The organism is Anabaena sp. UHCC 0204 (assembly GCF_009711975.1).
Classification (GTDB): Bacteria; Cyanobacteriota; Cyanobacteriia; order Cyanobacteriales; family Nostocaceae; genus Dolichospermum.
Genome location: NZ_VIKW01000009.1, coordinates 98,970 through 120,921, shown reverse-complemented (window position 1 = coordinate 120,921; position 21,952 = coordinate 98,970). Strand labels below are relative to the sequence as shown.

General features: G+C 37.8%; 17 protein-coding genes. 8 read left to right on the top strand and 9 right to left on the bottom strand.

What is annotated here, in order from left to right; translation table 11 throughout:
* Positions 1-12 precede the first annotated feature (12 nt).
* Together FJR04_RS09680 and FJR04_RS09675 are read left to right on the top strand one after the other, a co-directional pair.
* Positions 13-1,302 carry a response regulator gene (locus FJR04_RS09680; protein ID WP_168494032.1) on the top strand — a complete coding sequence of 430 codons (1,290 nt, stop codon included), beginning with the start codon at positions 13-15 and terminating at the stop codon, positions 1,300-1,302.
* 30 nt (positions 1,303-1,332) lie between these two features.
* The gene (locus FJR04_RS09675) at positions 1,333-1,575 is read left to right on the top strand and encodes a hypothetical protein (protein WP_168494030.1); all 243 of its coding nucleotides are present in this window, start codon (positions 1,333-1,335) and stop codon (positions 1,573-1,575) included.
* 38 nt (positions 1,576-1,613) lie between these two features.
* Here the strand turns inward: FJR04_RS09675 and FJR04_RS09670 are convergent, their stop codons facing one another.
* Complete coding sequence (locus tag FJR04_RS09670) at positions 1,614-4,271, bottom strand: DUF3536 domain-containing protein (RefSeq protein ID WP_168494028.1); 2,658 nt, start codon at positions 4,269-4,271, stop codon at positions 1,614-1,616.
* A 248-nt stretch (positions 4,272-4,519) separates the two neighbouring features.
* On the opposite strand from FJR04_RS09670, the gene cax reads away from it, so the two are divergent.
* Both cax and FJR04_RS09660 read left to right on the top strand, forming a co-directional pair.
* Entirely contained in the window at positions 4,520-5,641 is a 1,122-nt protein-coding gene (gene cax, locus FJR04_RS09665; protein WP_168494026.1) for a calcium/proton exchanger, read from the top strand.
* 614 nt (positions 5,642-6,255) lie between these two features.
* The gene (locus FJR04_RS09660) at positions 6,256-6,813 is read left to right on the top strand and encodes a peptidoglycan-binding protein (RefSeq protein ID WP_254445247.1); all 558 of its coding nucleotides are present in this window, start codon (positions 6,256-6,258) and stop codon (positions 6,811-6,813) included.
* Between the two features lie 312 nt (positions 6,814-7,125).
* Here FJR04_RS09660 and map read toward each other — a convergent pair whose 3' ends face one another.
* From map to FJR04_RS09635, 5 genes are all read right to left on the bottom strand, one after another.
* Complete coding sequence (gene map / locus FJR04_RS09655) at positions 7,126-7,953, bottom strand: type I methionyl aminopeptidase (RefSeq protein WP_168494359.1); 828 nt, start codon at positions 7,951-7,953, stop codon at positions 7,126-7,128.
* Positions 7,954-8,120: 167 nt separating this feature from the next.
* The gene (locus tag FJR04_RS09650; RefSeq protein ID WP_371717597.1) at positions 8,121-8,534 is read right to left on the bottom strand and encodes a cupredoxin domain-containing protein; all 414 of its coding nucleotides are present in this window, start codon (positions 8,532-8,534) and stop codon (positions 8,121-8,123) included.
* A 186-nt stretch (positions 8,535-8,720) separates the two neighbouring features.
* Positions 8,721-11,576 (bottom strand): pitrilysin family protein, encoded by a 2,856-nt coding sequence (locus tag FJR04_RS09645; protein ID WP_168494024.1) that lies wholly within the window; start codon positions 11,574-11,576, stop codon positions 8,721-8,723.
* A gap of 146 nt (positions 11,577-11,722) precedes the next feature.
* The gene (locus FJR04_RS09640; protein ID WP_168494022.1) at positions 11,723-12,151 is read right to left on the bottom strand and encodes a VOC family protein; all 429 of its coding nucleotides are present in this window, start codon (positions 12,149-12,151) and stop codon (positions 11,723-11,725) included.
* A 152-nt stretch (positions 12,152-12,303) separates the two neighbouring features.
* Complete coding sequence (locus tag FJR04_RS09635; protein WP_168494020.1) at positions 12,304-12,816, bottom strand: TIGR02652 family protein; 513 nt, start codon at positions 12,814-12,816, stop codon at positions 12,304-12,306.
* A gap of 238 nt (positions 12,817-13,054) precedes the next feature.
* On the opposite strand from FJR04_RS09635, the gene FJR04_RS09630 reads away from it, so the two are divergent.
* The 3 genes from FJR04_RS09630 (at position 13,055) to FJR04_RS09620 (ending at position 15,302) form a co-directional block, all read left to right on the top strand.
* A complete protein-coding gene (locus tag FJR04_RS09630) occupies positions 13,055-13,579 on the top strand; it encodes a gamma carbonic anhydrase family protein (protein WP_371418209.1) in 525 nt (174 codons plus the stop codon).
* A 200-nt stretch (positions 13,580-13,779) separates the two neighbouring features.
* Positions 13,780-13,905, top strand: coding sequence for a photosystem II protein Y (locus tag FJR04_RS09625; RefSeq protein WP_168494018.1), 126 nt, complete (start codon positions 13,780-13,782; stop codon positions 13,903-13,905).
* 128 nt (positions 13,906-14,033) lie between these two features.
* Positions 14,034-15,302 carry a folylpolyglutamate synthase/dihydrofolate synthase family protein gene (locus FJR04_RS09620; protein ID WP_168494353.1) on the top strand — a complete coding sequence of 423 codons (1,269 nt, stop codon included), beginning with the start codon at positions 14,034-14,036 and terminating at the stop codon, positions 15,300-15,302.
* A gap of 23 nt (positions 15,303-15,325) precedes the next feature.
* On the opposite strand, the gene FJR04_RS09615 is transcribed toward FJR04_RS09620, so the two are convergent.
* From FJR04_RS09615 to psaC, 3 genes are all read right to left on the bottom strand, one after another.
* Positions 15,326-18,364, bottom strand: coding sequence for an Eco57I restriction-modification methylase domain-containing protein (locus FJR04_RS09615; RefSeq protein ID WP_168494016.1), 3,039 nt, complete (start codon positions 18,362-18,364; stop codon positions 15,326-15,328).
* Between the two features lie 191 nt (positions 18,365-18,555).
* The gene (gene glmS / locus FJR04_RS09610; protein ID WP_168494014.1) at positions 18,556-20,451 is read right to left on the bottom strand and encodes a glutamine--fructose-6-phosphate transaminase (isomerizing); all 1,896 of its coding nucleotides are present in this window, start codon (positions 20,449-20,451) and stop codon (positions 18,556-18,558) included.
* A 277-nt stretch (positions 20,452-20,728) separates the two neighbouring features.
* On the bottom strand, positions 20,729-20,974 hold the full coding sequence (gene psaC, locus FJR04_RS09605; RefSeq protein WP_015080270.1) for a photosystem I iron-sulfur center protein PsaC: 246 nt from the start codon (positions 20,972-20,974) through the stop codon (positions 20,729-20,731).
* 447 nt (positions 20,975-21,421) lie between these two features.
* Between psaC and FJR04_RS09600 the strand changes: the two genes are divergently transcribed.
* Positions 21,422-21,778 (top strand): DUF6464 family protein, encoded by a 357-nt coding sequence (locus FJR04_RS09600; RefSeq protein ID WP_168494012.1) that lies wholly within the window; start codon positions 21,422-21,424, stop codon positions 21,776-21,778.
* The last annotated feature ends 174 nt before the right edge of the window (positions 21,779-21,952 follow it).

Genomic DNA, 21,952 nt, shown 5'->3' with positions numbered 1-21,952 from the left:
AAAATTCCTAATATGAATATACAAGATAGAGCATTTTTAGCAGATATCCTCATTGTTGATGACAAACTTGAAAACATTCGCTTCTTATCTGATTTTTTATCAAAACAAAATTATCAGATTCGGAAAGCAATCAGTGGACAAGCAGCATTAATGGCAGTCAAAACCCTGCCACCAGATTTAATTCTCCTAGATATTAATATGCCAACAATGGGAGGATATGAAGTATGTAAAATTTTGAAAACTGATAGCAAAACTAGTTCAATCCCTATTATTTTCTTAAGTGCTGGCAATGATATTAATGATAAAATTCAAGCCTTTCAAGCTGGAGGTATTGACTATATTACCAAACCTTTCCATCTAGAAGAAGTCCTGTTAAGAGTGCAAAATCAATTAACAGTCCAAAACTTACAAAATGAATTAAAAATTAAAAATGAGCAACTGCAAAATACGATTGTAAAATTACAAAATACTCAATATGAACTAATTCAAAAAGAAAAGCTAGTTAATGCCAGCCGAATTACAGCCGGAATTTCCCATGAAATTAACAATCCTTTGAGTTTTATTCTTGGTAATCTTAATCCAGCATTTGACTATACTCAAACGTTGATTAATTTAGTTCAACTTTATCAACAAGCATTTCCAGAAGCAACTTTAGAAATTAGCAATTTAACTAACGAAATTGATCTAGACTTCCTGATTCAAGATTTTACAAGAATTATGTATTCTATCCGCACGGGTGCAGAAAGAATTAATTCAGTTGTTTGTGCAATGCACATTTTTTCTCGTCTGAATCAATCAGGAATTAAACGATTTAATGTTTGTGATAACATAGATAGTGTTCTCATCACACTAGGTGATCAAATTACATTAAAAGATAAATCTTCACTAATTTCAGTTCGCAAAAACTATGAAGATATACCAATGTTGATGGGTCATGCAAATCTATTTAATCAGGTATTACTCAATCTTCTTCAAAATGCGATTGATTCATTTGATTCAGATTTAATTTCTATGATGGATAGTTTCTTTGAACCGACAATTTGGATTACTACAAAATTGATAGAAGAAAATCAAATAATGATTAGTGTCAAAGATAATGGGATAGGAATTTTAGAAGAGTATCAAGAGCATTTATTTGAGCCATTTTTTACTACTAAATTAGTGGGAAAAGGAGTAGGACTCGGTTTATTTACGAGTTACCAAATTATTACAGAAATTTACAAAGGTACTTTGACTTATTATAGTTGTCCTGAAGGAGGCTCAGAATTTCTAGCGAAAATCCCGTTAACACAAAATTTTTAGGCTAGAATGGATTTTGAGTTTATCATTTCTATGCCCAAAAAACTCAAGATTCAGTCCCGTAAATTCCCTAAAGCTGTAACTTTTTCTTTATATCTCTTTGGTGTTATGGCTGTTTTGATCGCTTCTTTTCCTTGGCTTTATGAGGTAAAAACCAAAGCTGGTATTAATATTTCCCAAAAGTATCATGCTGGGAGTTTGCTGGAAAAACATACTTATGGACTCTTTCGATGTGAGTGGCTGTATCCCTACCACTGTGACCGTTCCCAAGATTAAACTGTAAGATCATGGTGGGCATTGCCCACCGTCACAATTTAAGCCAATTTGTTAATAAATTGACTAACATCAACAGCTAATTTTTCGCCTAACTTCAATAATTGACGACATTGAATAGTTTCGGCTTCACTGTCAATACTGGTAATTCTTGGCAAGATTTGACTATGTAAGCAACTTAAATAAAGTTCTTGGGAATGGTTTAAACTGATGCCAAGATGTAATTCATACCCAACATCAATCAATCGTTCTAAACATTGGATATCTGCATTCAGATTACCATTGCCATCATACAAGAGTTGCCACAATAAACGGTCTATCAATTGTTCTAAGATTTGATTGCCTTCCAGGATATTTAATTGACAACGCAGATGTTTGGCTTCAGTAGCGATCGCCTCTAATTCGACAATATGATTCCAGCTTAATTGCGGTTCACTAATATCTTGTTCTAGCGATCGCAATGTTGTCATACAACGATGTCCTAAAGCAATCTCCGCGGCTGCTTGCAATTCTCGTGGAACTTCTAACCCATCTCGATGAAAAGCCATAATCACACTGTAATTATCCCGATATACTTGAGTATATATTTGGTCTAATCTTGTCAGTGTTTCTTGGCTCAAAAGTCGCATAATTCGATGACGTTCTTCCGCAAATAAAGTCTGTAAATTAAAGGCTTCACCGCCAAACATTTGAGTCATCACCAAAATAATATGAGCCACACTAGCCTGTTGTAAAGCTGCAAACAGCTTATCTTTAATTTGGCTATAGTTACGTCGTCCAGCAAACTGTTGAATACAGCAGTGAAAATCCCAACCACCCAAATGCAAAACGGCAAATATTAAATGTTCACTTTCCCAAGTAATATCTGACACTAACTGCAAATGCCCAATTGCCATGGTTAACGGACCCATGCTTTGCTTATGGTAATCTAGCTCATTGGCAGCATAGCAATAAACACGCTGATGATGACCATGAGGATGTTTGTTTTTATCTGTCTGTTGCTCTGGGGGCGAATTTTTGTGATGATTAAATAGAGAAGTAATGGCGTAATGGGTGGCAACTTGCTTAAAGCCAATTTGAGCAGTTAGTACCAATTGACGATATATTTCTGCACCATGTTTAAATTCGTCCACATTACTAGGAGCTAAACTCAGGCGCTTAATAAAGGCCTTCTCTAACTGCACACCTGCCACATCTCCTGCTAATTCTAAAGCACGGGAAGCATAGCGTAAAATTTGTGTTCCTTCTGGGCGGGAAATTTCTTCAAAAAACCAGCCGCAACTGGTAAACATGAGTAAAGAGTGACGCTGCATTTCTAACAAGCGTAAAGCTTCTACCTGTTCAGCAGCTTGGAGTTTGCGAGTTTGGTGGCGGGATAAAAAACGGCTAATATTAGTAGTAGAGCGATCGCCCATGACTTGAATATATTCGTCCCTAGCTTGCCAAGGATCACGAAATAATAAACTGCCATATTCCTCATACACCTCAGTTAACTGATCCCGCAGCCAATTTAAAGCATTTCGTAACGGCCGCCGCCATTTTTGATGCCACACACCTCCTTCACCACCGCAACCGCAATCATCTTGCCATCTATCAACACCATGAGCGCAACTCCACGCTGTAACTGATTTTAATTTTACTTCCCAAGAAGGAGTATTTAAACTTAAATAGTGGGCGAAGTTAGTCACAGTCCAACCATGACGAGGAAACTCACCAATAAAGGCATAAGCTAAAGTCTTTTCTGTTCCCTTTTTGTGATGTCCAAAGGTTTCCCCATCTGTAGCCACAGAAATTAATTGTGACTGACGATGATCCCCGCGAATAGCTGCCCCAATTCTGCCCGCAAAATGATGAGAATTGTAGACAACATCACTAAAACCCATATCCCTGGAAATCGGACCATCATAGAAAAAGATATCAATATAGGGAGTTGATTTTTTTGCCGACTCTTTGCTATCTAAATAACAGCGATAAGGACGAGTTGGATCAATCTGATTACCCCCTACCTCATGCCATTGACTATCGGAATGATCCTCTGTGGAGAGAGGACGACAACGCTGGGCTTGAGATGGAGCTAAAATGATAAACTTAATTCCTTCGGCTACTAATGCTTCTAGAGTGGCATAATCTACCGCTGTTTCTGCCAACCACATTCCTTCAGGATCACGACCAAAACGAGAACGGAAATCTTCTTTACCCCAGCGAATTTGGGTATATTTATCGCGTTCATTGGCTAGGGGTAGAATAATGTGATTATAGACTTGAGCGATCGCATTTCCATGACCATTTAGGCGATCGCAGCTTTTAGCATCAGCCTCCAAAATCCGCTGATAAAGCTCTACATCATAGCGTTCCAACCACGACATCAGTGTTGGACCGATATTAAAGCTCATGTATTCATAATTATTAACAATTTTCACAACCTCGCCTTTGTCATTTAAGACCCGTGCAAAGGCATTAGGACGATAGCATTCCCAGTGAATACGCTCATTCCAGTCATGAAAAGGAGCAGCACTAGGCTGACGTTCAATTGCATCAAGATAAGGATTTTCTCTAGGGGGTTGATAAAAATGACCATGAACTGTGACATAAATACCCTGAGCAGTTTTGAGGGGATCATGTTCAGGACTGTATTTAGACTCTTCATCAAACGGTAATATTGAGCCAGAACTACTTGGTATTTCCGCAGCAGAAGTCATATATTGTTATCCAAATAAATGTGCAATTTTGAAGAAGATTCTTGCTATATCTACCTTTCTACAATTGTTCTCTCACAAAATCAGTGATAAATAACACCTATGAAACAAAACTAAATTTTGTCACTACATAATATTTCTCGATAAGTTAAATTAACCACCCAATGACAATCCCTTACAGATATGATAGGTATTCAAATGCACATGATTTTTTAGGCATCTGTGCAAAATCCCCTGAACTAAAGGTAAAAATGTCAATCAAGAACATTATTTTCACAGTTCTGCTGCTGTTTATACCCATATCTCTCGCAGCCCATTTTTTAGAATGGGGAGACTTGATAGTTTTTATTACTGCTGGATTAGCCATACTGCCCTTAGCAGCTTGGATGGGTACAGCTACCGAAGAAATAGCCGTAGTTGTCGGTCCAATCCTGGGCGGATTTTTAAACGCGACTTTTGGCAATGCTACAGAATTGATTATTGCCTTAGTTGCCCTGAATGCAGGCTTAATTGAGGTTGTCAAAGCTAGTATTACTGGATCAATTATCAGTAACTTACTCCTAGTCATGGGTTTATCCATGTTATTAGGCGGAATCCGTTATAAAGAACAAACATTTGAGTCAGTCGTAGCGCGGGTAAATGCTTCTTCCATGAACTTGGCAGTAATTGCCATTTTGTTACCAACGGCTATGAACTATACCTCCATTGGTATTAGCGAAACAACCGTGCAGAATCTTTCCCTAGCTGTGGCTATAGTCTTAATTCTGGTTTATGGCTTAACACTGCTATTTTCTATGAAAACTCATGCCTATTTGTATGAAGTTGGTGTAGCAGAGATCGTAGATACAGCAGAAGCAACAGAAACAACAGATGTAGAAGAAGTCTCCCATGAAACACCAAATGTTTGGTTGTGGAGTGGTGTACTTTTAGTTTGTACCCTGTTCGTTGCCTTTGAATCAGAATTGCTAGTTGATTCTTTGGAAGTGGCTACATCTAAACTAGGTTTAAGCGCATTATTTACCGGGGTAATTGTAGTTCCCATTATCGGTAACGCTGCTGAACACGCCACCGCAGTCACCGTAGCCATGAAAAATAAAATGGATCTGGCCATGTCTGTCGCTGTGGGTTCAAGTATGCAAATTGCCTTATTTGTTGCCCCAGTTTTAGTTATTGCTGGCTGGGTAATTGGACAACCAATGGATTTAGATTTTAACCCTTTTGAATTAGTAGCTGTTGCTGTCTCAGTTTTAATCGCTAATAGCATTAGTTCTGATGGTAAATCTAATTGGTTAGAGGGGACATTACTCTTAGCAGCTTATACTGTCTTGGGTTTTGCCTTCTACTTCCACCCAGTTGGCAATGCTATGGGTTAATTAATTGTATCTCACCTGGTTGATACAACCGGGAACAGTTTTGAATGCAATACTTGTCGGTTAAAGGGGAAAGGGAAAAAGTGCAAGAAAAAACCTTTACCCTTTTCTTTCTCAGATTTACATGATTTATTATCTGATGTCTATTGAATATTTTTTTAATAATTTGAACTCCCTTAAGACAGATGAATATAATTAATAATTCTTATAGTCTCAAATTAGATCATTCTTTTGATATCAACCTATAGATTTTTTTAGTATCTTTACTTGTCATTAACCCACTGGCTAGTTAGCAGTAAGCTAAAACACATCTACTGTGCATAATCAGATTGACTGAATATCATGTGGGATGGACATTTTGCCCATCTTAATAGTGTGTTGTCATATCAAAAGTTGGTATAAACTACGTTATTTTTTAATATTTCAAAATAGTGATTGTTTTTCATTCAGAGGGAACAGGGAACACTATGACTTACGCCACGCTACGCATCTTTTAAAAACATCTTTTTTTGACTGAGCTTTAAACTGGTCCAAATGAGCGTTTCTTATCTATTCCCTGTTCCCTGTTCCCTTGTTTTGTAAGCTATCACGAATCAACAGAATGGCTATAAAATACAATGACTGAAATCGGACTGCTGATGATGGGTGTATTTAGTCCAAAACAACTAAATATACCCCATTTTCCCCAACAGGAACTTTTTAAATTAGAAAATGTTGCCCAGTTAGCAAATCGTCAATTAAATAAGTTAGTTGCTTATGATCAAATTACACCACCTGAATTTATAGACATAAGTGAAACTTCCCCAACTCATCTTTCTGTTCTCTCATTTCGACGAAACCAAATTTTTGAGCAAATTGCCAAAAAACAGATGTCAACCCATTCTTTTGAATTAGCTGATGCCGGTAATATTCCTATGACCACTAGAAAGGGTGTTCAGTTGTCAACCAGATATTCCAGAATTCAAGCCAGACCTTTGCCCCTGATTGCTTTTGGTAGTTCAGGTACATCGGTGAGAGTTTTACAAAAACTTTTAGTTTCTAATGGTTATGGAATCACTATTGATGGTGTTTTTGGACCAATTACCGAAACTGCTGTCAAAGCTTTTCAAAATCGTCGGCGTTTATCAACAGATGGTATAGTTGGTCAAAAAACTTGGTCGCAACTAACAATGTAATTAGTCAGTTGTCAGTTGTCAATTGTTAGTGGTCAGTTGTCAGTTGTCAGTTGTTAGTTCTTTGTTCTTTGTTCTTTGTTCTTTGTTCTTTGTTCTTTGTTCTTTGTTCTTTGTTCTTTGTTCTTTGTTCTTTGTTCTTTGTTCTTTGTTCTTTGTTCTTTGTTCTTTGTTCTTTGTTCTTTGTTCTTTGTTCTTTGTTCTTTGTTCTTTGTTCTTTGTTCTTCGTTGTCAATTGTCAATTGTCAATTGTTAGTTGTTAGTTGTTAGTTCTTCGTTCTTCGTTGTCAATTGTCAATTGTCAATTGTCAATTGTTATAGATGCGTTCTATCAGTGAGAATTTCATAACCACTATCTGTCACTAATACAGTATGCTCAAACTGAGCAGATAAAGCATTATCAACTGTTACCGCAGTCCATCTATCAGCTAAAATTCTGGTATTTTTAGAACCAGCATTTAAAATTGGTTCAATTGCTAAAGTCATTCCTGAACGTAATTTTACATTGGGGATATCACGAGTCCGATAGTTAAAAACTGCCGGTTCTTCGTGTAAATTTCTACCTACACCATGACCAGTAAATTGTTCCACCACTGTAAACCCATTGGCTTTTACATGGTCTTCAATTGCACCTGCTATTTCCTTGAGGTGGACACCAGCTTTTACCTGTTCAATGCCTTTATATAAAGATTCTTCAGCTATTTTAATCAGTCTCGCGGCCTCACTTGTCACACTACCCACAGCGATAGTAATACAGGAATCACCATGAAAACCTTGATAAAAAGCTCCTGTATCAACTTTTAAAACATCTCCTGCCCGAATTACTTTTTTAGGGCTAGGAATTCCATGCACAACTTCATTGTTAATGCTGGAACAAATGGAGGCTGGGAAACCGTGATATCCTTTAAAACTAGGTGTTGCGTCCATTTCTCGGATGCGTTTTTCGGCATAAGCATCTAAATCAGCCGTCGTCATTCCTGGCTGAACTATTTCCGAAATTTCCTTGAGGACAGTTGCCACAATCTTTGCTGATTGCCGCATAATTTCGATTTCACGGGCTGATTTAATTTCAATCCCCCGGCGTTGTCGTTTTTCTGGTTTTGGCTGGGCTGGTTGAGAAAGCAAGTTGGTGAAAATGTTCATCATGAAATTTAGGAATTAGCGGCGCTTGACCGATTATGTGTAACGTTGTTGAGATTTATTGCGAAAAATATCTATATTTTAAGTTAACGTATTTTGCGTTTTTAGAGAAACACAAATAGCCGGTGACAGGTTAAAAAGTTATCTTGTATATCCTGATTCCGATTTGATCACTTAATCAGAATCTCTCCTCTCATACCAGCTTCTGCGTGTCCAGGTATAGTACATCGTAAAGCATATTTACCAGGTTTGAGGGGGATAAATACCCATTCTGCTTTTGCACCTGGTTTAAGTTCTAATTCGTGAATAGCACCTTTAATTTCTACGTTGCCGGCTTCGACTTTTTGTGTCCAAATAGCATCCGCAAAGTCTTTTGCTGTAAAGTAATGTTTTTGTGGGCTGGGATTATTTAAGTTGAGATTGTAGCGTTTACCTGAGATAAATTCTAACTGATTTGGCTCAAATTTCAATTCATTGGCAGCATTACCCAAGCTGACCGTAATTTCTATAGGTGGTTGTTTTAGTAGATTGTTCGATAAATTCTCGGCTGTTGCTGGAGATGCACCCATGATTACCAGACTCATTAGCAGGGAGAATATGCAAGTCAAAAAGTTAGTCATCATTGAATAGATAATTGTCAATTACACCTATTCCTATTATTCCTGATTAATACCAAATTAAGATGAAGCTGCACAGGATAAGATTTTAAGAATGATTAACCGCAGATGAACGCAGATGAACGCAGATAAGAGCGGATGAATTAATGGCTTTTATTTCATCTTTTTATGGGCAAGTATTGGTGGACCGGCTGTAACTACAACTATTTTATCAGGGTGAAGTAATTCACGGGCGGCTTGATTAACTTGATTGAGGTTGACTTGCTCTATTTTGCTGATAAACGATCGCAATTCTACCTGATTTAAACCATAAACTTCATTCATGACTATTCTCTGGCTTAACTGTTCGGGATTGGCTAAAGAAATATTGTAATTACTGATTAAATTACGTTTAGCTGTTTCCACTTCCTGTGATGTCACACCTTGTTGATGAACTTGTTTAAGGAGGTTGCGGGTGCTGGAAATTGCTTTCCGTGCGTCTTCTGGACTGGTTTGCATTTCAATCAAAAATGTTCCCACATTCTTACCTGTCAGGAAATTGCTATAAATTCCGTAGGTTAGTCCTTGGCGATCGCGCACTTCTGCCCCTAGTCTACTCGATAAGGTATCTCCTCCTAAAATTTGATTCAAAATCATGGCCGCATAAAATCGTCTATCTTGACGGTTAATCCCGGCATAACCCATATAAGTAATCGCTTGGGGTTTACCAGAGACGACAGGATTAACATTGACTACGTTTTTTGGCATCCTGACATTGGGATATTTTACCGTTGGTGGTTTGCCTTTAACTTGCCAATCTCCCAATTGTGCTTGCATGAGCGATCGCACTTGATTCACATCAAAATCCCCTACAAGTGCTAAAACTGTGGTATCAGGACGATAATGTTGGCTTTTAAAAGCAATCACGTCTTGATGTTTAATTTGTTGAATACTTTTCGCAGTCGGAAAGGTATGTAATGGATGTTTTTTGGGATAAATGGCCTGAACAAAAACGCGACTTGCGACTTTATCAGGATCATCTAACTCTGAATCTAAGGAAGTTAAAGCCTGTTGACGGGAGAGTTCCAACTCTTTAACGGGGAATGTACTATTTCTGATTACGTCTGTTAATGTTCCCAGCAAAACTGGTAAATCTACTGCTAAACTACTTCCTTGAATCCGTACACCTTCACGATAGGTTTCAAATCCCAAATTTGCGCCTTTTGCATCTAATTCTTGAGCAATTGTCCGCATATTTTTGGTTTTTGTCCCATTCATGAGATTTTTCGCCACCAAAGACGCTATTCCTCCTTGATCATCTGACTCAAATTCTGTTCCGGCTTTGATATGTCCGCTTAAAGTGACTGTTGGTGTAGTTCTATCAGGTAACAATAGTATTCGTAACCCATTAGCCAATTGTAACTGTTGGGGAATTTCTTTTTCTCTAGTTTTGGGTAATCTATCTAGAGGTGGTAAATATTTCTTTACCTCTGCGGAGACTACAGCAATATCAACAACAGAATTATCTTCTATTGGTGTTGAATAAGATAAACTCTGGTTGTTGAGCGAAGTCGAAACACGGGTTGTTTCTGTTTGTTTTGTGGGTTCAAAAAATCCGACTGTCCGCGCTTCTGTTTGTAGATATTTATTGATCACATTGATCACATCAGCCGTTTGGACTTTACGAATATCTACTAAGTGGCGTTCTGTATATTGGTAATTATCGGTCGTGATTTGATCATTACCCAATTGCATGGCTTGACTGGTAATATCACGGTTATTTAAAATAACTGCGGCTGTTAATTGGGTTTTTGCTCGTTCTACTTGCTCTGTTGTCACACCGACTTTAGCAAGTTTTGTTAACGCCTTTATTACCGCTGCATCAAGTTTACTTAAATCCTGATTTCCTACACCAGTAACTAATATTTCATACCAGCCACCTGCCCGTAAACTCGCAACACTTCCATAAATCTTACTAGCTAAACCCGATTCTACCAACTCCTGATGCAAGTAGGAATTTTTACCCGCAGTTAAGATATAATCCATGATTTCCAAAGCGGGAATATCTGGTTGATTAATCTGGGGAAGTGGGTAAATTATTTGTAGTAGAGGATTTCCCCCTGGTTCTTGCAATTTGACGGCAGGTGCAGGTTTAGGAGAAGGTGATGGAGTAATCAGATTATGGGGTGAATATTGGCGTTTGGGGATTTTACCAAACACATTTTCCACATTTTTTAAAGTTGGTGCAGTGTCAAAATCTCCCGCAATTACCAAGACAGCATTCTCCGGACTGTAGAATTTTTGGTAATATTCCCGTACTTGCTCAACTGTGAATTTTTCTACATCAGCCTTAGTGCCACCAATTGGTAATCTATAGGGGTGATTGGGAAAAGTGGACATCATCACAGCCCGATTTAGCCGATATTCTGGACTATTTTCGTAACCTTGTAATTCCGAAATAACTACCCGCTTCTCACTTATTAATTCTTGAGGATCAATCAGCGAGTTTTTCATTCTATCAGCTTCTAATGTCAACAGAGCGGTGAGTTTATCCCGTTCCGCAGTGTTGTAATAGGCTGTTTGGTCATAACTGGTAAAAGCATTAGAATCGCTGCCTAAAGCACTAAATAACCGCCCAAATTGAATGGGGCGATCGCTAGTCCCTTTAAACATCATGTGTTCTAATTGATGAGCAATCCCATTGACTCCAGGTGCTTCTTGACCTGAACCAAATTTGTACCATACTTGTACAGTCACCACAGGGGCATTATGTACTTCTTTGGTAAGAACAGTTAAGCCATTAGCTAAGACGGTTTTCCGCACATTTGCTGTAATGGCGAGATTTGGTGTTTCCTTAGCAACTAGTGTTTTCTGAGATTTTTCCGAGTTGGAGTTGTCGGGACTGGTTGGATAACCTGCCCCTTCTAGGCTAAAAGCAGCATCATGATTTAACACAAAAGCCGCTATTATCCAGACACTCAAGATGATTAAAGAAACGCGATGTCGTTGTGCAATCGAGAAAAAAGACATATCTTTGGCGAATAGATATATGTAATTTAAGTTACATATACTGTTTGACTAGAAAAATAGGGCAAATGTTTCTGCACCTCACTGAAACTAAAAATGTACCTGAAAAGGAAAGATATTATATCAGTCAAAAGGCATTAATAGTAAGTTCAAGCCGATTTCTTTAAAAACCGTATAAATTCCAGAGGTAAACCGTCAAAATCAGCGATAAACGTGACTTCTAAGATGTTATCGCCAATTTGCTGCTGTGTGGGTTCTAAAAGAATCTTTAGAGGAGGTAAACTTTCTACTACAGCCAACCGTGTTCTTAAACTTTCTAACCAGGTAGGCAAATCTGGTGTGATCTGAGTCACATCAAAAGAAAGATGATAGTAGCCTACATAATGTTCATCATCAAAAGCATCTGGGGCAGGTTGGGGTTGGGGAATTTGGATGAGTTCAATTCTCCCACCTAACCCTTCCATCCAGCAAGCTAGAGTATAACCGGTAGTGAAGCGATCGCTCACCGTGAACCCTAGCTGCTCATAAAAAGCGATCGCTAGATGGATATTTGCCGTCCGAATCGAAGCATGGTGCATAATCTTGTCAGTTGTTGATTGTCGTAGGGGCGAAGCATTCGGAAAATAACCTTGGACAAAAATTGATAATTAGTCGCCCGAATGCTTCGCCCGTACAGTTGTCAGTTGTTAGTTCTTTCTTACCACTGACCACCGACCACTGACTACTGCTATTACTCAAACAACCGGAAATATGGGTAACGCACTGGTACACCAAGTTCCTTATCCAAATCAAAGTTAATCACATCCCAACAAGGTTCTGCGATCGGATCAGGACTAAACTCTACTGGTAAACCATATAATCGCGCCCCCGTAGCTTCCCCTTGTCCAGAACGCCAAGGTGTACTACGTTCCAAATAACCACTCATCAAGTCTTGATAACGTTGGGCAATGATTACCTTAGTAGCGCGATAGCCTTGGGTATAAAGCTTATCCAAAGCCTCATGAATTTCAAACCGAATCCCATCAGGGTGAGTATGTTGACGATACCATTCACCATCCCATCTGCGCCAATGACGACCAGACTGTAAATGAACTAACTCACCAGTTTTGGGTTCAGCTTCAAATGCGCCATGACGGGGACATAGATAAGTATCCGTCAGCGTTAATGCGGAAATAGTTTGGCGACAGTGAGGACACTGTATTTCAGGGCCAAATATCGGGTACTGCAAGCCTGGATTTATCATGAAGTGTGTACAAACATAGTTTTGTTTTCACCAGCACCAGTAGGTTTAACTTTACACTTCTACTCCACTACTTTAGATAACTTGCTCCGTGATCCACAAAAATGGAGAAAGTGCCATGGAATAAGTCTCACAACTGCTGTTACCAAAGCAGGCCAACGTTGTGATATTCTGGTTTTGCAACCAGCCCTAAAGGTTGGAGTTTCTCCAGTGTTCCTGGGTACCATATCCATATTCTATCGTGTCTATCTCTTCTGACTCGAAATTTTCCGATAGCTGGCGTGGCAAAGCCATATTTTCTCAAGCTGCTTTTGTGGCAGCCAATGCCGTAATCATTGGTTCTGTCAATATAGCAGCCAGATCCAGCGTTTGGTATGGATCTGTGGTTAGAGGTGATGTAGAACGGATTGAAGTTGGCGAATGCACAAATATTCAAGATGGAGCAATTCTACATGGTGATCCTGGTCTTCCCACAATCTTAGAAGATCATGTCACTATCGGACATCGTGCTGTAGTCCATTCTGCTCACGTTGAACGTGGTAGTTTAATCGGTATTGGTGCAATCATCTTAAACGGCGTAAGAATCGGTACAGGAAGCATTATCGGTGCAGGTGCAGTAGTCACCAAAAATGTACCCCCCGGTTCTCTAGTCATGGGTGTTCCCGGTAAAGTAGTCCGTCAACTCACAAACACCGAAATCGCCGAACTCATCGAACACGCCGAAAAATACTATCAATTAGCCCTGCTTCATGCAATGAATAATTGACAATTGACAATGGACAATTGACAACGAACTACTAACAACTGACCACTGACAACTGACATTTAATTAATCTTTACATAGAAGCTTGAAAAAATTCCCTACTTGAGATCACAATAAAAATTGAGTGACAATTACTAATTGAAGTAATTTTGGATTGAAACGACAAAACTTAAGATTTTTTAATTTAGAGAGGGTTTCTAGATATGGACATTGATAACCGTGTAGTAATTGTTCTAGCACCTGTAGCGATCGCTGCTGGTTGGGCTGCTTTCAATATCGGCGCTGCTGCTATCAGACAAGTGCAAAACTTTTTGAGCAGAGAAGCGTAATTTTAGGTGACAGGTGACAGGTGACAGGTGACAGGGAAGAAGGAAAGAAGGGAAGAAGGGAAGAAGGGAAAAATTACCAATTACCAATTACCAATTACCAATCACCAATCACCAATCACCAATCACCCATGAACGTCAATTCCCTACTCCAGCCTTTTCAGCATTTTGGTGTAAATTTGGGATTATCCCGCATTGTCAACTTATTGGCAAAGTTGGGAAATCCCCATCACCAAGTGCCGATTATTCATGTAGCTGGTACTAATGGTAAAGGTTCTGTTTGTGCTTACCTATCTGCGGTACTTACTGAGGCTGGTTATAGAACAGGACGCTACACCTCTCCCCATTTGGTTGATTGGACAGAACGAATCTGTATTAATGAACAACCCATTGATAGTCATAAACTGTGTGAATTAATACTGCAAATTCAAGCAGCTATTAACCCAGAAGCAGAATCACCCACTCAATTTGAAGTCATTACCGCTGCGGCTTGGTTATATTTTGCCCAGCAACAAGTTGATATTGCCGTGATTGAAGTAGGATTAGGAGGGCGTTTAGATGCAACTAACGTCTGTGATCATCCTTTAGTAACAGTCATCACTTCTATCAGTCGAGAACATTGGCAACAACTAGGACCAACTGTAGCCCATATTGCCAGAGAAAAAGCCGGAATTCTCAAACCGGGATGTCCTGTGGTAGTAGGTTCATTACCAGCAGATGCTCAAGAAGTTGTGCGATCGCGTATCCTAGAATTAGAATGCCCAATTTTTACCCCACAACCATCCCGTCAAATTAATCAAAATTGGGCAGAATATCAAAAAATCGAAAGTCTAGGAATCATAAAATATCCCTTAGCATTACAAGGACAAATCCAACTACATAATTCAGCTTTAGCATTAGCAGCTTTGGAAATATTGCAAAAACAAAATTGGCAAATTTCCGAACAAGCTATTATTCAAGGAATGGGTAAAACCAAGTGGCCAGGCAGAATGCAATGGATAACTTGGAACAACCATAAACTACTCATTGACGGCGCACACAACCCAGCCTCAGCCACAGTTTTGCGTGATTATGTAGATACACTCAACACCCAAAATATAACTTGGGTAATGGGAATGCTGGCTACTAAAGATCATACTGAGATTTTTCAGGAACTTCTCAAACCAGGAGATCAATTATATTTAGTGCCAGTACCCGATAGCAATTCAGCAGATTTAGAAGAATTAGCAAAGTTAGCAAAATCAATTTGTCCAGATTTACAACTTTGTAACACCTATTCAGATGTATTTTCCGCCCTAGATGCTGCTTTTATTCCCACAGATAATCAAGTTGTATTATGCGGTTCTTTATATTTAATTGGTCATTTTTTAGAGGTTGTTTTCAAAGATTTTGAAGCATAACTCAGGATTTTTCAAACATCATGTTAGCTATTCTCCACAATATCAATCTCTTCATCAGTTAATTCATAGAGTTCATAGACTAATTGATTGATTTGTCTATCTGTAGCTGTAATTTGTTGTTGAATCATTTTTTTCGCTGGAGGTGTTTGTGCTTCCTTCAATCTTTGATGAAGATTTAGCATTTGTTCTACTAGTTGAACTACTCGATAATGAAGATTTTTTTCCTTTGAATTAGAAAAATCAATTAATCTAATTGGTAATTGTTCAATAAACTGAGTGAAATAGCGGAAAAACCCTCCGCGCATAATTGTACTAATCTTTTTTAAATAAAAATCTAATAATTTACTATTCAGTAACCCTAGAACATATTTAATTGATTCTTGAACAGGATCTTTAAGGATGATTCCATAACCACTTGTAAAAGCATAATCTCCTTGTTCATCCCAACCAAAAGAAGATTGATTTGCAATATCTGGTACTAATATTTTAGGTTGCTGCATTAATTCTAAATTTTTGGGATAAATGTAAGCATACCATTTTGAACCAATCATTTTACCTTTTTCTCGATTTTCTAAAAATTGTTTATTTCTAGTTAAATATTCAAAGGTTAAAGGAAATTGAATCTGCAATTTATCTTCTTTGATCAGATTAATATTTCCATTAGTTGATTCATAGGGAATAATTAATACTTTATTTGAATATAACAATTGATATGGTTTAATTTCCCTTCCTTGTAAAAAACGAGAAATTAAAGTAGATTCTATTTGTACTACCTCATTCAATGCTTTAGAATAGACTTGAAAAATATTATCTTCTTGAGAAATTAAATCTAAAACGTAGATATCATTTGCACTGGTTCTAATTCCTTGAGAAATATTAGCTGTTATTTGGCTTAAAGTTGTAAACGGATATTGTCGAAATTTCTGCAAAAATTCTGAATGCTCAGTTTTACTAAAATTCCAATTTTCTCCAGATACAGTTGCATTAATTATCCATTCTTCTTCTGTATCACAATTCAGCATCCATTTCGATAAATCATTAACTTGAATAAAAGTTTTTTCTGCTCCTTTATTTTTAGATAAAAATAATAAACAAGTATAGGTTGATACTTTTGGAAAAACTTGCTGATCTCCAAAATAAACAATTTTTTCTAAATTTTTACCTTCAGATATGATTTTCCTCAAAGATTCACCATATTGAGCATTAAAAAATTTATGCGGTAAAATAAAACCTAAACGCCCATCTTTTTTTAAAACCTTTAATCCCTTTTCTACAAAAACAACATAAATATCATAATTTCCTTTATTTGCAGAAATATAAGATTTCTTATAAAATTCTACTTCCAAAGTAGCCCATTCTTTTAATGCTTGAATACGAATATAAGGAGGATTACCAATAATGATATCAAATCCCCCACGTTTCATGATTTGCGAAAAATTAGCTTCCCAGTCAAAAACATTAACTCTATAAGCTGTATCTTCGTCTAATAAATTCATTTGCATATTTTGATAAAATTCTCCATCTATTAAAGAGTTACCACAGAGAATATTATGATCTAAATCAGGTAAAGCCCGTTCTTTGAGAAGTTCTAATTGTCTAGTAATTGTTTCCCCAGATTCACCTTCTAAAACTTTCAATAATAAAGATAGTTTACTTGTTTCTACTGCTTGTTGATCAATATCCACACCATAGATATGAGTTAATAGAATGCGTTTTCTTTCCGAAGATGTTAACCGCCAATTACTGCTAGATATCTGATAGAATTTATCTTTGTATTTTTTTTTGTTTTGCAAATATTGTTGTAAATACCAATCTAGTAAAAATTGATAAGCAACAATTAAAAATGAACCTGAACCACAAGCAGGATCAAGAATTGTAATTTCTTGAATTTTTTCTGGTTTTTTACCTGCCAAAATTTTACCAATAGTCTGTTTAACTATATAATCAACAATATAACTAGGAGTATAATAAACCCCTCCGGCTTTTCTAACTTCCGGTTTATCTTCAATAACCGCTTGACGACTAGCAGATATTTTAATGACTTTACCTAAAAATTGCTCATAAACTTGTCCCAAAATTTCCACAGGAATTACAGAAAATTCATAAGGACTTTCTGGCGGATAGAGTTTTCTGAGAATTTCTTTTAAGATGCTATCATCAATTTGTAGATTGATTGTAAAATCATCCGGTTGTTCTCTACCTTTTTCATTTTGAAAATTGAATAATCCAGAATTATAACGATAATCTGCATTAATAAATAAACGCCCTAATTCTTGATAAATATTTTCAAACTTTAATAAAGTATATAACTGTTGATAAGGCTCAATTCCTCTATCTTCACAAATGCGTAAAAAGATAATTCTGTTAATCGTCATCTGTACGGCAAAATTTAACTCTCTCGCTTGAATTTGTGGGTTGCGCCATACAAGATTTGCTGCTAAATTTTCTCGCCAAAGTTCAATTTCTTGTAAAAATGCTTGATCAACAGTAATTTCTGATTTGATTTTAGTTTCTGCAAATTTTTCTAATGCACCATTTAATACTGCTTCTTTAGAAAAAATATTATATATTTCATCCCATTTTTCTATATATTCGGTATAATGAAAATACTTAATTCTAGCGGTAACTGCCGGATCATTTTTATTAGGCATGATCCGACAATCATAAACTGAAAATTCCTCAAAATCTGTTAAAATACTCAAAATTAATTTACCAGACCATCCATAACGTCGCAGTTGAAAAGCCGCACTGATGTTTTTTCCAACGTTAATAGCAGGTTTTTTAGCTTCAACAAAAAACTTTCTAGTTCCTCCAATCCGAAAACTATAATCAGGTGCTTTGGCTTTGTTCGCATCACTGATTTTTAAACTGTCTTCGTGAATGACTTCTTGATAAAGACTAATAGCTTGTTCTTGGTTTCTAACATCCCATCCTAATGCTTCAAAAAATGGATCAATAAATTGAATTCTAGTTTGTGTTTCATTTAACCCACCAGCAAGATATACTTCTATTTGTTGATGGAAACTTTCAACCAGTTGAATAATATTAGATGGTGCGCTCATAGTTAGTTAATTATATAATTTGCTAGAAGTAGAGTAGAGTAGAATAAATTTACCTATTTTAAGATACTGCATACAAAAAAAATCTCCTCTGGATGATTAGTATATGCACCCACAGGAGAAATTGTACAACTTTTTTATCTATTTTCCAACTTTATTATTTCTCCACAATAGATAAATCAGCAAAACATTCATTATTCAACTGTCACTGACTTGGCTAAATTCCTGGGCTGATCTACATCTAAACCGCGCCGGGCGGCAATATGATAAGCTAACAATTGCAACGGTATAACTGTGAGAATAGGTGAAAGAATTTCCTCAACTTGCGAAACAGGAATCAAATCATTAAAGATTTCCGCCGCTTCACCATCTTTAACAGAAGTCACACCAATTAACCGGGAATCTCTGGCTTTTGCTTCCTGAGCATTAGAAATCACCTTTTCATATACAGTACCAGGAACAGCGATCGCTACCACCGGAACTTTTGCATCTAACAACGCAATTGGTCCATGTTTCATTTCCCCCGCTGGATAACCTTCCGCATGAATATAACTAATTTCTTTTAATTTCAAAGCCCCTTCTAACGCAATGGGAAAATTAATTCCTCTACCAATAAAGATAAAATCTTTTGTTTCTGTAAAGTCATGTACCAAATGTTCAATATAACGTTCTTGAGTTTCTAAAATTGCTTCAATTTCTCCTGGTAGTTCCCGTAAACCTGTGAGAATTTCCTCAAATCTTTGAGAAGTAATCATCTGACGACGATAGGCTAAATCTAACGCCAAAGCATAAAACGCCATCAATTGCGCCACAAAAGTTTTCGTGGCTGCGACACCAATTTCAATTCCCCCATGAGTATTGATAATATTTGCCACCATATTACCTAAACTGCTTTCGGGGCGGTTAGTAATTCCCAAAAGTCGCGCTTGATACTTAGCTTCTTTACCTTGACGGCGTTCCTTTTCCATAGACAAAGCCGCTAAAGTATCAGCAGTTTCTCCAGATTGAGTGACCCCAATAGTCAGAGTATTAGCAGTTAGCGGTGATGGTGCATAACGAAATTCTGAAGCATACTGTACCTGAGTAGGAATTCCCGCCAATTGTTCTAATAAGTATTTACCCACCAATGCAGCGTGCCAACTTGTACCACAAGCGACAATTTGAACTTGTTCTAAATCTGCGTAAAAATCTGTTGGTAAACCCAATTTTACAGGTGATTTATCAGTTATTTGGGCATTCTCTTCTGTTGCAAAATAAGCCTCTAAACAATCCCGCACTACTCCCGGTTGCTCATAGATTTCTTTGAGCATAAAATGTTTGAAACCCTGTTTTTCCACCATAATGGGATTCCAGTTCAGGGTGCGAGGATACTTTTTCAAGCGATGTCCAGCGAAGTTATAGACTTCCACCCCTAAAGGAGTCAAACGAGCAATTTCACCATTCTCTAGGGACAATACAGCCCGTGTATAGGGAACGATCGCTGGCGTATCAGAAGCACAGAAAAACTCACCTTGTCCGAAGCCAATAACTAAAGGCGCTTGTTGGCGAACTACAATCAATTCATCGGGATAATCTGCGGAAATAGCAGCGATCGCATAAGCCCCTTCTAACTTACTTACCGCTTCCCTCACCGCGTCTAAAAACACCGAAGGGGAAAGGGAATTTTCAGGAGTATGTTTTAAACACTCAGCAATCAAATGGGGAATGACTTCTGTATCTGTTTCTGAGCGAAATTCATGTCCTAGCGCCTTGAGACGTTCCCTTAACTCGCGGTAATTTTCAATAATGCCATTCTGTACAACTGCTACCCGCAACGCCGTATCTAGATGAGGATGGGCATTATGTTCTTCTGGTTTACCATGAGTTGCCCAGCGAGTGTGACCAATCCCAATTTGGGCAGGATTTTCGATTTGTTCAAGTTTAGAACGCAGGTTGAGTAATTTACCCTTAGCCCGTACACAATGAACGTCACCTTCCAAAATAGTGGCAATTCCCGCCGAGTCGTAACCTCTATATTCTAATTTTTCTAGTCCAGCTAGTAAAATATCTGTCGCTGCCTGAGTGCCTATATATCCAACGATTCCGCACATTGCTTAAACCACTCCAATCAAAGGAAGGATGATTAAATTTTAAGTATAGTTGCTGGAATAGATCAGCCACTTTAGCAAATAAAAGCAAATTGGTGATTGGTAATTGGTGACTTGCCCTGAGCGTAGCCGAAGGGTTGGTAATTGGTAATTGGTAATTGGTAATTGGTCATTAACAACTTACAACTGACAACAAAAATGCTGAGGAACGAGGGAAGAATCTAAAAGTTTCTTCTGTTCTCACTCCTCAGCACCAAAAGCACCAAGAATTTAGGAATTCTTAGTAAGCCAAGCCCATGCTGCGAGTTGTTTCAGCGCCTAGATAAACGCGAATGCTCAAAAAGTCGGTAGGGCAAGCAGTTTCACACCGCTTACAACCTACACAGTCTTCAGTGCGAGGAGAAGCAGCAACTTGAGCAGCTTTACAGCCATCCCAAGGGACCATTTCTAGTACGTCAGTAGGACAAGCGCGGACGCATTGTGTACAGCCAATGCAGGTGTCGTAGATTTTTACGGTATGAGACATTGAAAAAACTTCTCCTTTCGGGTGTTCTTCTGGAGTGAAAGAATCATAATCAACGCATAGTTTACCCCAGGGGTTGATAGCCTGTAAGTAAAAGGCTACATAACTTTAAACAATGTAATAGACACTTTGAACAATTTATTTACTAAGATCGCTCTTATTGAGCCATAATCGGCAACATAGCTATCAAGTGTTTACCCAAGGAAGGAATTTCTAAAGATGGCAAATTGTAAAGATGTGTAAATTAAAAGTCATTTTCACTAAGGTCATCTATAATACCTATTACCTTTAATCTATATAGTGATTGGTCTTGTTCAGGTTGTGATCAAATATTAAATTTTATTAAAATTACAATATCTGCTTAATCTTATTTAAAGATACCGCAGCAAAAACATCAACCCAATATTGCGATACTATCTTTAAATGCAAATTACATAACATAAACTTATTATGGAGATAGATTGTTTACCAACTGAGGTAATTTTGACAAGTTCCCATCAGTCTCTTGGTAAATTACAGTTTGATTGGACACCTCAACCGGGTAACTATATTGATATTGAAGGACAAACCTATGCAGTTTTAGAACGTTGTCATAGGTATCAGTTGAAAGCAGGACATTATCGTTTACACAATATCGCTATCTACGTCCAAAAAGCGAAAAGACCGGAAGAAAAAAGTTTAGTTGAGGGACGTTGGATTATAGGTGATGCTACCTGTAACTTTAATGCTCTTTCAGAAATTATTCGTTGTGCTGTTAACCCAGAAGGACCGTGTAAATCTTGCCGTTTCTATGAAAGTCAGGGATAGGGGAGTAGAGGGGCAGAGGGGCAGAGGGGCAGAGGGGCAGGGATAAGGTTTTTCCCACGGACAACGGACAACGGACAACTGACAACTGACAACTGACAACGGACAACGGACAACGGACAACGGACAACGGACAACGGACAACGGACAACGGACAACGGACAACTGACAACGGAC